Raw genomic sequence first — 16625 nt, 5'->3', positions numbered from 1 at the left:
TACTGATTTCCGACTTTTTAGTTTATCTTGTTTTGACGATCATTTCCAACGCTTTTGCCATATCTTCACTAGTTAGATCGATACTTTCGTCTTCCATACATTGTTTCAGATTTTCAGTTACAACAAGCCCGATTACTTTATCAATACTAGAACGAACAGCCATCAACTGTGTAACTACTTCTCGGCAATCTTTTCCTTCATCCATCATTTTTAAAATCCCGCGAATTTGTCCTTCCGAACGTTTTAAGCGATTCGCTAACTTAGGATCACACGCCATCAATAACTTCCCCTCTCCACGCTGACATGCCGCCCATTACATTCGTTACATCATACCCTAATGAAGCAAAATATTCACTAGCCATTTGTGAACGTCCACCAGCTTGACAGATAATATAGTAAGGCTGTGCTTTATCTAAGGATTCAGCCGTTTCTTGCAGCGTACTTAACGGCATACTTTTTGCCCCTTTGATATGTCCTGAAGCATATTCATCATCTTCACGTACATCTATGATTGCTAAGTCGTTTCTTTTTTCTAATTGTTCAAATTCATCGATCATGATTGATTTATACATTATTTAATAACCTCCTGAGGGTAAATTGTACTATATATTTGAAAAGCTCCGTCTAAATTTTTAACATCAAAACCATTGTTTTTCAAGATACGTTCTGCTAAATAGCTACGTTGTCCGCTTAGGCAACTAACGATAATTTCTTTATTAGTGGGAAGTTCCGATAAACGTTCCCTTAATTCGTCTAATGGAATATTTTCAGCATGCGGTAATGAACCATTGGTTTTTAATTCACCTGGATTTCTCACATCCAGTAAAATAGCGCCATGTTCTATTGTTTCTTTTAATTCGTAATATTGGATATTTTCAGAGAAACCTTCCACAATATTCGCTGCGGCATAACCGATCATATTAACAGGATCTTTTGCTGAACCAAACGGTGGTGCATAAGTAAATTCTAACTCCGGTAGATCCATAACGGTCATGTCTGCTTTGATCGCTGTCGCAATGATATCGATTCGTTTATCCACGCCATCTTGACCAATTGCTTGGGCTCCATAAATTTTTCCTGACACAGGATGAAATAGAAGTTTCATCACGATGGGATGACTACCTGGAAAATACCCTGCATGGCTTTTTGACGTTGTGTGAACTGCTTTATATTCTAAATCACTATTACGTAATTGGCGCTCATTTAAACCAGTACTAGCTGCTGCAAGATCAAATACTCGAACAATTGCAGTGCCAATACTTCCTTTGTTTTTACGAGTAACTCCTGCGATCACATCAGCCACTTGTCGACCTTGACGGTTTGCAGGAGATGCTAGTGAAATCAATGCATCTTCTTCTGTGATTTGTTGTTTGACAACGATAGCATCGCCAACAGCGTAAATATCAGGATCATTGGTTTGGTAAGTTTCATCAACAACGATTCCACCACGCAAGCCTGTTTTTAAATCAGCTGCAACAGCCAAATCACTGGATGGTTTAACCCCAATCGATAAGATCGTAAAATCACTTGAGATTGATTCTCCTGAACTTAATTCGATGACGTTGCCTGACTCTTTAAACGCCGTTGCTCCAGCACCTGTAAAGACTTTAATTCCTTTTTCTTTTAATTCTTTTTCAACAAAGGCTGCCATTTCTTCATCTAATGGTGGTAAAATTTGCGGCGCGGCTTCCACAATTGTAACATCGATTCCTAAATGTTGTAAATTTTCCGCCATTTCCAAGCCAATGAATCCTGCACCAATCACAACAGCACGTTTAGGTTGTTCGTTTTTGACTGTCGCCACGATCTTATCGACATCTGGAACATTTCGTAAGGTATAAACATTTGTCGCTTCATCTAAACCTTTAATCGTTGGTATCACCGGTTGTGCTCCTGGTGAAAGGATCAATTTATCATAGCTGATTACTTCTTCTTTGCCTTTTGAATTAGTTAAAATCGTTTTATTTTTTCGATCGATGTTGATTGCTTCTGTTTCTGGATAAACATTGATATTGAACCTTTTTTTCAATTGTTCTGGCGTTTGCAAGATCAATTCAGAGCGTTCACTGATTTCTCCCGATACATAATACGGTAAGCCGCAGTTGGCAAAAGAAACATACGGTCCTTTTTCTAAAACAATGATTTCGATTTCTTCTGATAATCTTCTTAATCTAGTCGCAGCTGACATTCCACCTACAACCTCACCAATAATCACGACTCGTATTATAATTTTCCTCCTCTGACAGCGCCACGCCAAGCACTCATGCCGCCTTTGACATTGATTGCATCGATTCCTTTAGCTTTTAATTTTTTGACTGCTTGTCGACTTCTCATACCGGATTGACAAATTACGTAAACAACTTCTTCGCCTTTTTTAGTATAAGAAGTGACTTTACTTAGGGGTATATTTTTGGCGCTAGGTATATGTCCAGATGCAAATTCGTTTTTTTTCTCGAACATCTATCACTTCTGGTTTTGTTTCTAGTTTCGCTTGAAGTTCACTTGTAGTAATTGAATTTCCTTTAAAAAATAAAAACATACGCTCCTCCTTCATACCCTTAGGGGTATTTACAAAAACAATCATAAATGATTTGTTTAAAGTTGTAAAGAACTTTGTTTGCTATTTTTATTTGTTTTTGACGCTTACCCAATGTGATTCTTAATCAAACTGAAGCGATTCTTAAGAAAGTCAAACAATTATTAACTTATTTGGCACATTTTTGTAACATTTAACCTCTATACTGAATGTAACACTTTAAGAAAAGAGGGTACTACATGAATCAAGGAATTCTAAAAAAACAAAATATTTTACCATTACTATTGATTCTACTTCTTTCATTTGCTAGTCTTTTCCTTATTTTTAATAAAGAAGAACAACCAATCCAAGATGAAGCGACTGCTTATCAGCAGATTTTTATTAATGAAATAGCATCTGAAGCCAAACTTTTACAAAAACAAACTCATTTATTTGCCAGTATCACCATTGCTCAAGCAATTTTAGAGTCCGACTGGGGCCGCAGCGATCTAGCGGTAGAAGCCAAAAATTTATTCGGGATCAAAGGTACTTTTAACGACCAATCTAGTATTATGCCCACGGATGAGTTTATCGATGGCGAACGGATCACGATTGATGATTCCTTTAAAAAATATGAAACGATCCAAGAATCAATGGTCGATCATATGGAATTTTTAAAAGGCGGCACGTATGAAGGAATCAAAACAAGTAAAAATTATCGAGAAGCAGCTGTTGCTTTGCAAAATGGTGGTTATGCAACCGATCCAGACTATGCTGATAAATTGATTCAATTGATCGATGAATTTAAACTATATAAATATGATAAGTAATCAAAGCATATCAAACGCTGTTCTTAGCTAAACCTGTTATGCTTAATGCTAATTGGATTTTTTCCACTTTTACTTCTCTCCATAAACCAAAATAACAAATTTTTAAAAGGAGTCAATACGTGTGAATATTTTAGTTGCGGATGATAGTCCGGAAATGGTTCAAATCGTTAGTGCCTATTTAAAAAAAGCCGGTTTTACGGTCTTTGCTGCGCTGGATGGTGAAGCAGCCATAGATATTTTTTATCAAGAAAAATTAGATTTAGCTATTATTGATTGGATGATGCCGAAAATCGATGGTCTAGAGGTCATTAAAACAATCAAAGCTGAAAGTTCATTAAAGGTATTGATGCTAACAGCTAAATCAACAGGTGAAGACGAATTTCTTTCTTTATCTGTCGGTGCAGATGATTACATCACCAAACCATTTCATCCCCAAGTGTTATTATTACGCGTTAAAAAATTGCTTGGTCTAACGCATTCGATTTATGTAAAAGATTTATTGATTGATCCTGCTAATTTAAAAATTTGGAAAAATGAACACGGTCTGGATTTAACAAAAAAAGAATTTGATTTGCTGATGATGCTCGTTAAAAACCGAGGAAGTATTCTGACGAGGGAACAGCTTTTAGTCGGTGTTTGGGGAATGGATTATGATGGCGTAGCGCGGACTGTTGACACGCATATTAGACGACTTCGTGAAAAAATTGGCGATGAGATCATCACCACAAAAAGAGGAGTGGGCTATCTCATTGAAAAAGAAAACTAGAAAAATCAGTACGACGCTCACGTTGACCTTTTCATTGATCATCATTGGCAGCTTTATTGTTATGTTTATTTTGAATAGTTTAATCGTCCCCCACTACTATTTTTCAAAAATGGAACATAAAGTTTCCTCTGTCATGACCGAGATTCAACATAGTGCCAATGCACAACAACAACTAGCAGAATTAGAAAACAACAATCAAGTCACGATCATCACACGAAGGTTAGATGGTACCTCACTTGATGATTTTAATGAAGCTTTGAATTTAGAGTTGAATCGAAAAAAAGTCGCATTAAATCGTTTTTGGATCACACAAGAAACAGTGGATCGACTCAAAAATAGCCCTCAGCCTGTTCAACGAAATTTCGATCAAGGGAAACAAAAATCCACTTTCTTAGTTGAGATGCGCGTGATTGATAATACCTTTTATTTGGTTGGTATTTCTACGGTGAATTTTTCAGAAACTGCGAACTTGATCAATACATTTAATTTTATTTCTTTAAGTATCACGTTATTGTTGATCATTGTGTTGATTTACATTTCTGTTCGAAAAATAACAGATCCTTTAGTCAATCTAAAAAAAGTAGCGGAAGAGATCACTGGATTGAGTTTTGTAACAACGAACGATATTCCAGGAAATGAAATTGGGGAGTTAGCTCTCAGCATCAATAAAATGAGTTACGCTTTGGCAACATATCAAAAAAACTTACTTGCTAAAAATGAACAGCTGAAACAATTTACAGCTGATTTGACTCATGAGCTAAAAACGCCGATCGCCTTGATCAAAGCGTATGGTTCAGGAATTGAAGACGATTTAGATGACGGAACTTATCTAAATGTGATTTTACAGCAAACTCAGCGATTAAATGATATCGTAGATCAGATGTTGGACTATGCAAAATTAGAACAGCAACAGCCTATTCATAAAGTACCGCTACAACTATCAGATACTTGGCGACAAACGGTAACAGAACTTCGACCTACAATGGAAAAAGAAGAGATTTTGTTGCTGGAAGCAGATACAGACACGCCTCTTTCATTGATTGAAGCAGATCCGATTTTACTCAAAAGAGTTTTTGATAATTTATTGACCAACAGCATTAAATACACCACAGACAAAGAGATCCAAGCAAGCTGGCGTGAAACAGAAGAATTTATCGAATTTACGATCAGTAATCAAACCTCTTTAACTTCGGATTTTGATGTAGATAAGCTTTGGGAAGCCTTTTATGTCCATGAAAAATCACGGAATAAAAACCTTTCTGGAACAGGACTCGGTTTATCGATCGTTCAGTCTATCATGAATGAACACGGCTTTACGATTGAAGCAAGATTAGTTCATAAGACATTGATTTTTGTTTTACATTTTTATAAAGTTAGCGAACAAGCGTAGTATTTTGCGCTTGTTTTTTTATGATGATTTTGGCATTTTTCTGTAACATTAAGTTGCTAGACTTAGTTTATGTTATTAAGATTCACGGCTTGTTCCAACAGGACTAGCCCACTACGCTTTTAAAATAGGAGGAAAGTTATCAATGAAAAAATTCACTATCTATCTAAGTCTAGCCGCAATCACACTCTCTCTATCAGCTTGTAACTTCAACAAAACAAATGCGTCTAGCAAATCAGAAGAGCTGATCGTTAACAAAGAAATCGAGAAAAATAAAACGTATGCTAAAACAGATTTCTCTTTTGATGTTGATCCTGCGACTTTTACTGTTTCGATTACCGAAAATGGTGAAAAAGCAGAAGTATCAAAACCACAAGAAGCAAAAGAAGTGACTGATTTAAAAAAGAGCAAAGATGAGATCAGTTGGACCTACCCAACTGAACAACTCAAAGTCAAACTGAAAAAAGAAAACAATCATCTAGCTGTAGCGCTCACAAGTTTATCCGATGAAGATACAACGTTTACCTGGCCTAAACTAGACGCTAAAAATTATGTATTACCAATTGCAGAAGGAAAAACGATTCCTAACGATCAAAAAGAATGGCTTGCTTATTTTAAGCAAAATGAAGAATTATCGATGAGTGAAGCTTTCTCAATGAGTTTTCTCACAACCAATCAAGAAACTTTTGCTACAACATTTGTAATGGATAATACATTTAATAGCGATCTTTTAACTAAAACAGAGCCTCACCTTACTTTGGAAGCTAGTCATAATTTTATTGGCTTCGACAAAAATAAAACATTGAATTACCGACTTTACGTTACCGACAATGATCCAGTTGCAATCGCAAAAACCTACCAAATGGACCGAATTGATTTAGGTGAATTCAAAACACTGGATGAAAAAGAAAAAGAAAATCCAGAAATCAAAAAAATGCGTGGTGCAATTCAAGTTTATTACTGGAACAGCCGTATTTTAACAACGGAAGATATCAAATGGGGGAAACTACCTCAAATGGTAGACCAACCAATTTTCCAATGGATCGGTGAATTATTGACGCAATATGGTGAAGATGGTTCTGAGGAATATCTAAAAGCTTTAGAAGCGTTTAAAAACAATGAAGGCTATAAATTCGAAAAAAATACCTTCTTAACATCAATCAATTATGTACTACTTTATCCGCAATTTTATAATAAAGATATTTTCAAAAATCCAGATGCGAAAGCACAAGAACTGATCGATAAAGGCATCGACAAACTAAGTGAACAGGAGCGTTACACATTAAATAAACACCTATTAGCTGGTGTCCTAGGTGATTTAACCCCTCCATTAGAAGAGTGGGGACAGGCAACTTCATCTGACGTTTTCAAAGATATGAAAGCCTCAGGCGTTGAAAATGCGTGGATCGGTCTACCAAACTGGGCGAATGGTTTGATGAATCCTGCGATGGTCAAAACAGCTGCTGATGAAGGCTACTTGATCGGCCCTTATGATTCTTATCAATCAATTCAGGAAAATGCTAGTATTGATTGGAATACAGCTTCATTTCCTAACAAAAATCTATATGAAAATGCAACTGTCGCGAAGAAAAATGGAGAAAAAGTTGCTGGTTTCTTAGGAAAAGGACGTAAACTTAACCCAACACAAATTTTCCCTGATGTAGAAGAACGTTTTACTGGCATTATGCAAAACAAAATTCCTTTTAATTCTTGGTTTTTAGATACAGATGCCGCTGGTGAAATTTATAATGACTATAGCCCTGATCACTTGACGACGCAAAGTGAAGATGTTGCCGGACGTTTAAAACGGATGGATTATTTCAATAAAAATGGTTTGGTTGTCGGTTCTGAAGGCGGAAATGACTTTGCATCAAAAGATATGGTTTTTGCTCATGGAATCGAAACTCCTGTCATTATGTGGTCCGACCCTGATATGCGTGAAAACAAAGAAAGTGAATACTATGTAGGAAGTTACGCTGCATTAGATGGCGGTATTCCAACAAAATACAAAAAAGTTGTACCGATCAAAGAAGAATACAAAGCGATTTATACTGATCCTGTTTATTCTCTTCCACTTTACAAGCTCGTTTACAACCGTTCGGTGATCACTTCTCACCAATGGGAATGGGATAGTTATAAAATCAAAGATCAAGTCGGTGAACGCCGTATGAAAGAGTATCTATACAATACTCCACCAATGATGCATATCGACAAAGCTGCTTGGGATGAGCATAAACAAGATATCTCAGAAAATGCTAAAATTTGGAGTCCTTTCCAAAAAGCTGCTTTACAACATGAAATGACCGATTTCAACGTATTAACAGACGATCGTTTGGTTCAAAGAACAGATTTTGGTGATAAATTATCCGTGATTGCTAATTTCTCTGGTACTGACTACAATGCAGATGGTGTTAAAGTTACTAGTCATACTGCATTGATTATTAATGATGGGAAAGAAACTGTTGTAAAAACTGAAGGTTAAATAGTAAAAAGAAACGCAGCCACTTGTTCAGGCTTCGTTTCTTTTTATTTTTTTATTTTAAACGTCTTATCAATCGGATTCTGTCATTTTTCAACTGATATTTCTACATTACCTAAAATGATACATCCATTGATCAGTGTCACAAATTACTCTCCATTAACTAATATTTTTCTATCAATCTAACAAATAGAAGACCAAAAATCCTTTTTACGATTTTCGGTCCTCTATTTTATTTCTCTTTATACATATATTTCAAACAAATCATTACAATAAACGTAGTCCATTTTCCGTTACTTGATAGGTGACTGTTTCTTTCTTTTCTAAAATTTCTTTCGTTACTTGATTTTGGATCATTAAACGATCTTTGCTTTCTGCATGATATACTGTTATATAGTCTCCTACATCCAGTAGAACCCTAGCTTGTGTGGCAGTATAGGTCTGTCTTCCTTCATAGTCTTTCGTAAATTTCTCGACACCGTCTTTATCTTGAATAGTGATACTTGCATAAATTTCATTTTCAAAGTACCAATGAGGTTGCTTATTTTTCGTTTCAATAATCATGTGATGCTCTTTTAAAGAAATATCCATTGTCGCAAATACTATATCACCTATTCCTTTAAACGTATAATTGAACAGTTCTCCATGTTCTGGTCTTGGTTTTGGTATAGTGTTGGTTTCTACCATTTTCAACCCATTTTCCATTACTTGACAGGTGACCGTTTCTTTCTTTGCTAAAATTTCATTCGTTGCTTGATTTTGAATCATTAACCGGTCTTTGTTTTCTGCATGATACACTGTTATATAGTCTCCTACAACAAGTGTAACTTTATCTTGTGCCGCACTATAGGTCTTTCTTCCTTCATATTTTTTCGTATATTTCTCGACACCATCTTTATCTTGGATAGTGATACTTGCATAAATTTTATTTTCAAAGTACCAATGAGGTTGCTTATTTTCCGTGTCAACAATTACCTGATGCTCTTTTAAAGAAATATCCATTGTCGCAAATACTACGTCGCTTATTCCTTTAAACGTATAATTGAAAAGAGCATCATTTTCTGGTTGCGAAACTGGAAACAGTTCCGAGTATTTTTCCATGTACTGCGTTTTAGTTGGTTCTGAGAGCATTTCGATCGCCAAACGTAAATTTTTCTTTTCATTTGATTGATAAATCGAACTATTCCACAGAGCTGGAACTTGTTTCAGCAATTCCGCTTTTTTATCTATTTTCTTATTAAGTTGTCTTCTGGTGTATCTGATAGTTCCTCATTTTTTAACCCTTTTTTTGTTACAATCCACGTATTTGTTTTATTTGCGGGGTTAATAATTTTTTCACTCGAAGTCAGTCTGTTTTTCGTTTCATCATGGAAAATCTCAATTTTATCTCCTTCTGATAACGGAATATTGTCGGTCTTTGCCTCAGCATTGGTTCCTTGCACTACTTTTTCATAAACAACGACCCCTTTTGAATTGCTCACCTTAATACTAGCGTATGTTTCTCCTTCATAATAGCTATGTGGTTCACTTGTGTTAACTGAAAAACTTGCTGTATTCGTATTTAAATTAGTCTTTAATTCTCCGAAAAGGGTATCGCTAACACCCAAAAAGCGAATAGTTTGATTAGCTAAATTACTGATATCCGTCTTTTCAATTAAAATAGTTTCATTATTATAGGCTTCTTTTACATATGAGCCAATTTCATAATTCACTTTTAAAAAAAGTAAACACTCATCCAATTTTAAATAAATCATTTTTAAAATGACATGACTGCTTCTTTTTTAGCTAATAATTGTGCGCAAAATGTTTTTAAATTGTAAGCCAGTTGGATTAATTGGTGTTCGACTACCACTCGTGTGGCGATAAAATAGTTCGTGCTATTAAGGCTATAATTGTCTTTAAGATAGGCATTAACGCGTTCGACTGATGTTCGCTCTTTGTAATGTTTCCGCCATGCCCGTGTACCTCGGGCTGGCTGTGAGTACTTGCGAAAGTTGTCAGATTGTTTGATTTTAATGACGGTTTGACAGAGGCCTTCATTTCTTAACGGACAATCGCGACAATGGGTTTCAGGTTTCGTAAATTTTAATGCACTGTAACGCTTATCAAAACTATCATACTTGTAACTATATTCTAGTAAGCACGTTGGGGCGTAAAAACGATCAATTTCGCCATCATTTTTAGGCACACGTTTTAAATCAATAATCGGTTCAAGTTTTAACTCATGGGCTTTTTCATAGATGGAGTGAGCGTCATAGCCTTTGTCCATTAGAACCATGGTATCTTCGATACCTAAATCGGCTACTTTCATCATTAAGGGGATCGCAACACTGACATCTGCGACAAAGGCAGACGTTGTGATGCCAGCTAAGATATATTGGCTATGGGCCGTGACGGCATAATGGGTCTTATAACCGAACCAATAATTATGTTTGCCTTGACTGTTTGCTTTCACACCCCACGAAGGATAAATCGGTAATTCTTGGCGGATCTCTTTAAGTGTCATTTCTTTTTGAACAGTTGTCGATGAGACTTTTTCGTTCTCTGTTTTTTTAGGCTTGGAATGACCGTCAACAGAGGTTGCATCGATGGCAACGATTTCCGTATAAATTTGAAATTCTTGATTGATTTTGGCCAGTAACTCGTCGTTTAATTGAACTAAAACTGTTGGGTTATCACTTAAGATTTTCATGATTCGACAGAAACTCGCTTCTGAAGGCACCCGTTCAGAATAAAGAAAGCCCAAACTTAGTTTGAAGGCGACATCTTCGTTTAATCGTTGAACAAGGGCTTTAATCGATGGAATCCCCTCAATATAGCGGGTAATCATCGCTCTAATAGCCGCCTCATAGTTGAGAGTAATGGGAGCACCGACGTGGGTTTCTTTTTGAAAGAGCAATACCATTGGATAAAAATCGATTGGGGAGAAAATATGGGCATGTCGTTCTTTGACATCAAGTTGTATTAAAATTTCTATGTTAATGAAAGTAGGTTGTTGTATAATGGTCATAAGGGAACACTCCTTTTTGATTATGCTTGTGTCGTAACTACATTATATCAAAAATGGGGAGGTTCCCTCTTTTTATTTAATTTTAACTCTTGCGCCTCAAGGGGTTGGAATTATGAAATTAGTTCATATAGATAATGCTGTTCTGTGGAAAGGTTGATAATTTCTTTCCCTGTAAATCCAATTGTATAAACACCATTAGGTACTTTAGAAAAGCTAATTTTTTCTCCGTTGATCACTTCTTCTTTGACTATATTCTTTCCATTTTTTAGTTGGATTTTCATTCCTAATAATTCTGAAATATTTTGTGTTTTCAACGTTACTGTTAAATTTCCTTTTAATCCTAATGGAGCAATTTCATTATTTGCAATTATTTCAAAATTTGAGTTGATTAATATATTAGGATCAAGTAATTTTTTTGCCCTCACTAATTCAGACTCTGGAACTACATCTGCTAATGAAGCGACTGCTGGATACCCTTTAACACGATTTATCTCCGGTTGGCTATTTGTTAAAGACAACCCCCATCTTTCCAGCACTGGAGTAAAATCAAACTGACTATTTTCACTAGAATGAACGTTCAACAAATCTGGTAATGTATAGTCTTCCTTATCAAAATCATCCTTGTTTGCTTGTTCACGATAAGCTTGATACATTTTTGTAAAAGAGTCATTACCAGCTTTTTGTTTTAACATCATTAATAGTATTAATTTTTCTCTTAAATCAACTGAATCGTATGTTCCATTATTTTTAATCATTTTATTATATAAGGTATTTTCAACTTGCTCCTTTTTTCCATGATTAAAGAGCCAACCAAATTTATCTGCATCTTTTCCATACTTTTCGTACTGATATTGTGCTGCAAATATGTTATTTGAAACTTCACCTGTATACATGCCTCTTCCATCAAGTCCTGTTTGATAGCCGTGAGCTATTTCATGAAGTGCTCCCCAACTTATCTTCATTAACCACATTTCTGTAGTATCTGCAGTACTTGCTGTCCAATTCCCTCCATAATAAGCACCTCCAATACCATGCTTATCTGCTTTTAAAAAGTAACGATTACTACCATTTTTGTTACTCGAAGAAGCGTTATTAAAGCCAGCCATTTGATTATAATAACTAAATATATCTTCATAGTGAAGAATCAGTTCATTCAATGAAGCAAAGTCTTTTAAATTTTCCGCCAAATTCTTATCTCGCTTTGGCAACAATAATTGAAAATCTTTCCCTTTAATTAAAGCATATTCAGCATCCTGTTCATTCCAAAGGTTAAAATATTTTCCTTGGTCTTCATTTATTGAATAGACAGGTAGCTTTTTAGCGCTATCGTCAACAGAATATTCTAATGTGGCTGTTTGTGTACCATATGGAGTATCTACGAAAGGGACAAGAGCCTCAGAGCTTGAGATTGTTTTCCATTGTGAATCTACACTGACTGACTTTTCTACTCCTGAATCATCCCCCAGTAAGCGGACAGTCAGATTTCCACGAAATTCTGGATTTGATTGGCGTACTTTCAGTATCCTATCTTTGCCTAAAACAAAACCTAGATCCTGACGATCATGATTTTTTCCTTTATTCATTCCAGAATTAAAAATCCATGTTGGCTCCTCTATACTAGTGATATTCTTTGTTTTCACTTCACTTGCATCGGCTTGAAAAGGTGCTCCTAATAGAGATAAACAACCAATGACTACTAACAATAATTTTTTCATTTTTTCCTCCTCGTATAATAACATTCTAAGATTTATTCTGATTTTTTGTTTTCATCCCTATTGGGACATGATTATTTAGTACACAGATAAAAGCCATAGTATCCTAAACTGAAACTGTTGTGACTGGCGCCTCGTTTCTACGGACTGACCCGTATTTTTGAATCTCTCACGAAGGTATACCGTTCTTTCAGTTTGAGGAAAACCTTATCTGTAACCGCTTGTTGAAAGATACTAACTGCATGTTTTTTACTTAATCATTTTATAGCTAGCTTTGTTCTCTTACACAATTAAAACAAACACTCGAAACTATATACATATCCCTCTCAAAAAATAATATTACGATAAATAATAAAAATCTAAAAAAACAATACATAAATATCAATTATAAATATAACATACTAAAATAAAAAATATTTTCACTTTGAATTAATTAACATCCTCATAATGTACGTTTTTAACATCTTTATCATGTCAATCATTCTAATACAAAAAAACCATAAAATAAAGACTTGTTTTATGGTTAAAATTATGATTGAATGTAAATCTATTGATATATATAACAAGATAAACAATTTTATAACCATATAATATACTTAAATGCCTAATCTTATCCTTGACTCATCCCTATAATATCCGCTCCATAATTTTTTAGATAATCCAATTTTTCTTTTTGAATCATCGTTTCAACTTTATTTTTAAAATCCTGATTCTTTCGGTTTAGTTGCTCTTATCAAAAGGAGGAATCGCTCTAAATTTATCTATGTGAAAATAATAAGAAAAAAACAAGCGCTATTTTGATCCTACCATCAAAATAGCGCTTGTTTTGTTTTTTGTTATTTTTTCAATTTAAAAGTCATCTCAACCGGATTATGATCCGAATTTTCAAACTCAGCATTGGTCACTTTTCCACTGATATTTTCGACATTATCTGAAATGATAAACCCATCGATTAGAGCTACAAATGACTCCCCTTTTTTATATGGTTTATCTAAATTCCTCACTGAAGGTACTGGGATATTTGCTTTGCTCATTGCTGCGACCTGTAAGTGCTTTGGCAGTTCTTTTTTAGGAAACGGCTGTAGCCAGGTATATTCTTCTGTTGTATCATTCTTAAATGTTTCAGTTGACGAATCTAGTAGATCATGATTGAAATCTCCACCGCCAACTACATAGTTTCCTTTTTTATATTCATTTTCCATATGATCAAACAACTTATGGACTTGTTCTTTTTGGATTTTTTGATCTTTGATATATGCAGATAAATGAACGTTATATATCATTAGGTATTTGCCATTTTCAACTGGAATTTTTGAGACAGTAAACGCGCGATCTAAATCAAAAAATTTATTAAAATTCGTTTCAATAGGTAAGCTGTAACGAGTACTCTCTTCAATTGCTGTATTACTCAACGTGAGAATACCCGATTTCGATTTTCCGATTGGATCTAGAATTGGATACATTAGAAATGCTGAATCATAATTAGTTGCAAACACGCTAGAATAGTCATTAAATTGTTGATTGATTTGAGCTACCTCATCCACACTGCGACTACGGGTAGCATTTTCATCGACTTCTTGGAATAAAGCGAAATCTGGATCGATTTTTTTGGTCGTATCGATCACTCCAGAAATATTTTCAACGACACTTTCTTTACTCACCGCTTTTGACTGTTTACCACCATCCATGAAGAATGTGTAATCTGGTGTATAAGAACCATAGCCGATATTAAAAGTTGTGATTTTGTACTCTTGATTCGTTGACGCTCTTTTGTCTTTAGCCTTTTGACGGATTTCGACTGGTAAATCATCCGCAATTCTGGAATAGCTAAAATAGACATAGCCGACATAAGCTAGAATGATTGTGATAAAAATGGCTAGAAAACTAACTAAAATTTTAATTTTTCTCTTCATTGATCGGTTCCTCTTCCTTTTACATATATAATTAAACAAAAAAAATAGACTGATAACCATTATACAACAAAATGATTATTAGTCTATTCTTCTAAATTTTAATGCGTCTCTTTTTGCATATGTTTCATCTTATTAATCATATCTGTCGTCTTAGGTAATAAATCGTTATAATAATCTTCAATCTTGAGATTTATTGTTGCCAATCTTTTCTGAAGTTCTACAATTTTTGCTGTGATCCGTTCCTGTTCTTCTTCTAGTAAATTTTTTCTTGCCTCGATTGTAGTATCTCCTAGATTGGCCAACCGAACATACTCAATCATCATTTCCAGCGTCATCCCAGATGCTTTTAATTTTAAAATGGACTGAATCCATTCAAGATGAACGGCATCATAATCACGGACACCATGAATCGTTCTAGTAACCGTTGGAATCAAACCGATTCTTTCATAGTATCTCAATGTATCAGCAGAAACACCTACACGTTCTGCCATTTCTTTAATGGTCATCTACTTTCCTCTTTTTTTATAAAATCTACCGACTCTGATAATTTTTGATATTTTTCTGTCATTTGGATTTTCTGATTCGACATATCTAACGCCACTTCATACGCGTCACTGCCCACCATCAATTCTAAAGGCGGCTCGTTCATTTCAACGATTTTCATATATAATGCAGCAACTTTCTCGGGATCTCATGCTTGATTGCCGTTCATTTTTGCAACAAATCCCAAACGTTCTTCTACAGATTTTTTATAAGGTTCACTGACTGATTGAGACATCATATAGGAGTTTTCTGATAAAAACTCCGTCCGTAAATACCCTGGAGCAACATTGATCACATGTATTCCAAAGGGTTTTACTTCATCCGCAAATGCCTGAGTGATCCCATTAATGGCAAACTTAGTCCCTGCATATGTTGATTCAAATGCGCCTGCATACAGTCCTGAAATCGATGACGTATTGATGATATAGCCAGATTTTTCCGTTCTCATGATCGACATGACTGCTCTCATCATATTCAGTGTACCAAAAACATTGATATCAAAACAGGCTCTGACTTCCTTATCTGTTAAATCCTCTACAGCACCTGCTACCATTTAACCTGCATTATTCACTAACACATCGATTCTGCCAAACTTTTTAACAGCTAACTCAATCACCTTCTCAATAGCAGTTTCATCGGTCAAAGATAAACTTACTGGTAAAAATGAAGCACTTTGCGGTCCCACTTTTTGAATCAAGGTTTCTTTATTACGACTTGTTGTGATTACCTGATGTCCATTCTTAAGCAAAGCTTTCGTTAAAATCAAACCTAACCCTTTTGAACCTCCTGTTACTAACCAGACTTTTTTACTTATCTTTATACTTCCTCTCTATTCGCTGTTGTTTGATCGATCAACAAGGAAAGTATAAACCTTGGAGGTACCTCCAAGACAAGCTCTTTTTTAATTGCTTTTTTGCACTAGTTCCGCAAGCTTTTTTACAGTATTGGCATTTCGAATCGTAATTCGACTATACATCTTCGTTCCAACAATTTTTGACCAGCGACTTCTAGAAAATGTTTTGATTGGTGCAGACCAGAAAATAACACGTTCATGATGTGCTACTTTTTCATATTCTGCTTTAGCTTCACCAACAGATGCGATTACTTCTTCAGTTGTCGTTGGTGGAATCACAAAAATGACATTGTGTTTTGATTCTTTATCTGTATTCCACCATTCTGGTATACGCTCTAGTGCCGCCAACAAATCAGTACCTGAAACAATCGTCACTGTGATTTTAAATCCAAATTCAGATTCAATCAGCGCTTCACAATCCATTGTTAGTTGTTGAACATCGGTTTCTTCACTATCAAAAATCACATTCCCACTGTTTAAATACGTCACAACATTTGTAAATCCATGTTGTTCAAACTGCTCTTTCAATGTTGCCATCACCACTCGATTTTTTCCACCAACATTGACGCCGCGTAATAAAGCAATGTACGTTGTCATAGTTCGTTCCCTCCCATTAG

The 16625-nt window shown here is 35.2% G+C and carries 15 protein-coding genes and 2 pseudogenes; 4 read left to right on the top strand and 13 right to left on the bottom strand.

Translation table 11 applies throughout. The features are described 5' to 3' along the window. Positions 1-22 precede the first annotated feature (22 nt). The 4 genes and pseudogenes from IGL98_RS05600 to IGL98_RS05585 form a co-directional block, all read right to left on the bottom strand. The gene (locus tag IGL98_RS05600) at positions 23-277 is read right to left on the bottom strand and encodes a metal-sensitive transcriptional regulator (RefSeq protein WP_069645299.1); all 255 of its coding nucleotides are present in this window, start codon (positions 275-277) and stop codon (positions 23-25) included. Further along, positions 267-572 carry a rhodanese-like domain-containing protein gene (locus tag IGL98_RS05595; protein WP_206911949.1) on the bottom strand — a complete coding sequence of 102 codons (306 nt, stop codon included), beginning with the start codon at positions 570-572 and terminating at the stop codon, positions 267-269. Before IGL98_RS05595 ends, IGL98_RS05600 begins: the two co-directional genes overlap by 11 nt. After that, positions 572-2224, bottom strand: a complete 1653-nt coding sequence (locus tag IGL98_RS05590; protein ID WP_206911952.1) for an FAD-dependent oxidoreductase — start codon at positions 2222-2224, stop codon at positions 572-574. The genes IGL98_RS05595 and IGL98_RS05590 overlap by 1 nt, the downstream gene beginning before the upstream one ends. Beyond that, positions 2224-2539 (bottom strand): annotated as a pseudogene (locus IGL98_RS05585) (rhodanese-like domain-containing protein). Before IGL98_RS05585 ends, IGL98_RS05590 begins: the two are co-directional and overlap by 1 nt. 236 nt (positions 2540-2775) lie before the next feature. Here IGL98_RS05585 and IGL98_RS05580 point away from each other — a divergent pair. The 4 genes from IGL98_RS05580 to IGL98_RS05565 all read left to right on the top strand — a co-directional run bounded on the left by IGL98_RS05580 (position 2776) and on the right by IGL98_RS05565 (position 7980). Beyond that, positions 2776-3345, top strand: coding sequence for a glycoside hydrolase family 73 protein (locus IGL98_RS05580; RefSeq protein ID WP_069645305.1), 570 nt, complete (start codon positions 2776-2778; stop codon positions 3343-3345). A gap of 121 nt (positions 3346-3466) precedes the next feature. Further along, positions 3467-4111, top strand: a complete 645-nt coding sequence (locus tag IGL98_RS05575; protein WP_206847043.1) for a response regulator — start codon at positions 3467-3469, stop codon at positions 4109-4111. Continuing rightward, on the top strand, positions 4095-5501 hold the full coding sequence (locus tag IGL98_RS05570; protein WP_206847041.1) for a sensor histidine kinase: 1407 nt from the start codon (positions 4095-4097) through the stop codon (positions 5499-5501). The genes IGL98_RS05575 and IGL98_RS05570 overlap by 17 nt, the downstream gene beginning before the upstream one ends. Positions 5502-5643: 142 nt before the next feature. Beyond that, the gene (locus IGL98_RS05565; RefSeq protein ID WP_206911950.1) at positions 5644-7980 is read left to right on the top strand and encodes a glycoside hydrolase; all 2337 of its coding nucleotides are present in this window, start codon (positions 5644-5646) and stop codon (positions 7978-7980) included. Positions 7981-8244: 264 nt separating this feature from the next. Here IGL98_RS05565 and IGL98_RS05560 read toward each other — a convergent pair whose 3' ends face one another. From IGL98_RS05560 to IGL98_RS05520, 9 genes and pseudogenes are all read right to left on the bottom strand, one after another. Beyond that, entirely contained in the window at positions 8245-9189 is a 945-nt protein-coding gene (locus tag IGL98_RS05560) for a putative mucin/carbohydrate-binding domain-containing protein (RefSeq protein WP_206911951.1), read from the bottom strand. 14 nt (positions 9190-9203) lie between these two features. Then, positions 9204-9731, bottom strand: coding sequence for a putative mucin/carbohydrate-binding domain-containing protein (locus IGL98_RS05555; protein ID WP_339099607.1), 528 nt, complete (start codon positions 9729-9731; stop codon positions 9204-9206). 2 nt (positions 9732-9733) lie between these two features. Further along, positions 9734-10987 carry a transposase gene (locus tag IGL98_RS05550; protein WP_339099608.1) on the bottom strand — a complete coding sequence of 418 codons (1254 nt, stop codon included), beginning with the start codon at positions 10985-10987 and terminating at the stop codon, positions 9734-9736. Positions 10988-11097: 110 nt separating this feature from the next. Beyond that, complete coding sequence (locus IGL98_RS05545; RefSeq protein WP_206913053.1) at positions 11098-12702, bottom strand: M60 family metallopeptidase; 1605 nt, start codon at positions 12700-12702, stop codon at positions 11098-11100. An 833-nt stretch (positions 12703-13535) separates the two neighbouring features. Then, the gene (locus IGL98_RS05540) at positions 13536-14612 is read right to left on the bottom strand and encodes a hydrolase (protein ID WP_206847191.1); all 1077 of its coding nucleotides are present in this window, start codon (positions 14610-14612) and stop codon (positions 13536-13538) included. Between the two features lie 98 nt (positions 14613-14710). Then, a complete protein-coding gene (locus tag IGL98_RS05535; protein ID WP_206847192.1) occupies positions 14711-15118 on the bottom strand; it encodes a MerR family transcriptional regulator in 408 nt (135 codons plus the stop codon). Continuing rightward, positions 15115-15276 (bottom strand): hypothetical protein, encoded by a 162-nt coding sequence (locus IGL98_RS05530; protein WP_206913044.1) that lies wholly within the window; start codon positions 15274-15276, stop codon positions 15115-15117. Before IGL98_RS05530 ends, IGL98_RS05535 begins: the two co-directional genes overlap by 4 nt. A 27-nt stretch (positions 15277-15303) precedes the next feature. Then, a pseudogene (locus IGL98_RS05525) lies at positions 15304-15969 on the bottom strand (SDR family oxidoreductase). A gap of 87 nt (positions 15970-16056) precedes the next feature. Further along, the gene (locus tag IGL98_RS05520) at positions 16057-16605 is read right to left on the bottom strand and encodes a DUF1697 domain-containing protein (RefSeq protein WP_206847194.1); all 549 of its coding nucleotides are present in this window, start codon (positions 16603-16605) and stop codon (positions 16057-16059) included. Between the last annotated feature and the right edge of the window lie 20 nt (positions 16606-16625).

Origin of the sequence: Enterococcus sp. DIV0840, from assembly GCF_050527835.1 — a bacterium.
In the GTDB taxonomy this organism is placed as follows: domain Bacteria; phylum Bacillota; class Bacilli; order Lactobacillales; family Enterococcaceae; genus Enterococcus_L; species Enterococcus_L ureasiticus.
This window is presented reverse-complemented; position numbering and strand designations above follow the sequence as displayed.

Bases quoted from the DNA above. Each gene is read 5' to 3' on its own strand.
- IGL98_RS05600 (WP_069645299.1), bottom strand. From the start codon at position 277: ATGGCGTGTGATCCTAAGTTAGCGAATCGCTTAAAACGTTCGGAAGGA.
- IGL98_RS05595 (WP_206911949.1), bottom strand. From the start codon at position 572: ATGTATAAATCAATCATGATCGATGAATTTGAACAATTAGAAAAAAGA.
- IGL98_RS05580 (WP_069645305.1), top strand. From the start codon at position 2,776: ATGAATCAAGGAATTCTAAAAAAACAAAATATTTTACCATTACTATTG.
- IGL98_RS05565 (WP_206911950.1), top strand. From the start codon at position 5,644: ATGAAAAAATTCACTATCTATCTAAGTCTAGCCGCAATCACACTCTCT.
- IGL98_RS05555 (WP_339099607.1), bottom strand. From the start codon at position 9,731: ATGATTTATTTAAAATTGGATGAGTGTTTACTTTTTTTAAAAGTGAAT.
- IGL98_RS05550 (WP_339099608.1), bottom strand. From the start codon at position 10,987: ATGACCATTATACAACAACCTACTTTCATTAACATAGAAATTTTAATA.
- IGL98_RS05545 (WP_206913053.1), bottom strand. From the start codon at position 12,702: ATGAAAAAATTATTGTTAGTAGTCATTGGTTGTTTATCTCTATTAGGA.
- IGL98_RS05540 (WP_206847191.1), bottom strand. From the start codon at position 14,612: ATGAAGAGAAAAATTAAAATTTTAGTTAGTTTTCTAGCCATTTTTATC.
- IGL98_RS05535 (WP_206847192.1), bottom strand. From the start codon at position 15,118: ATGACCATTAAAGAAATGGCAGAACGTGTAGGTGTTTCTGCTGATACA.
- IGL98_RS05530 (WP_206913044.1), bottom strand. From the start codon at position 15,276: ATGAAAATCGTTGAAATGAACGAGCCGCCTTTAGAATTGATGGTGGGC.
- IGL98_RS05520 (WP_206847194.1), bottom strand. From the start codon at position 16,605: ATGACAACGTACATTGCTTTATTACGCGGCGTCAATGTTGGTGGAAAA.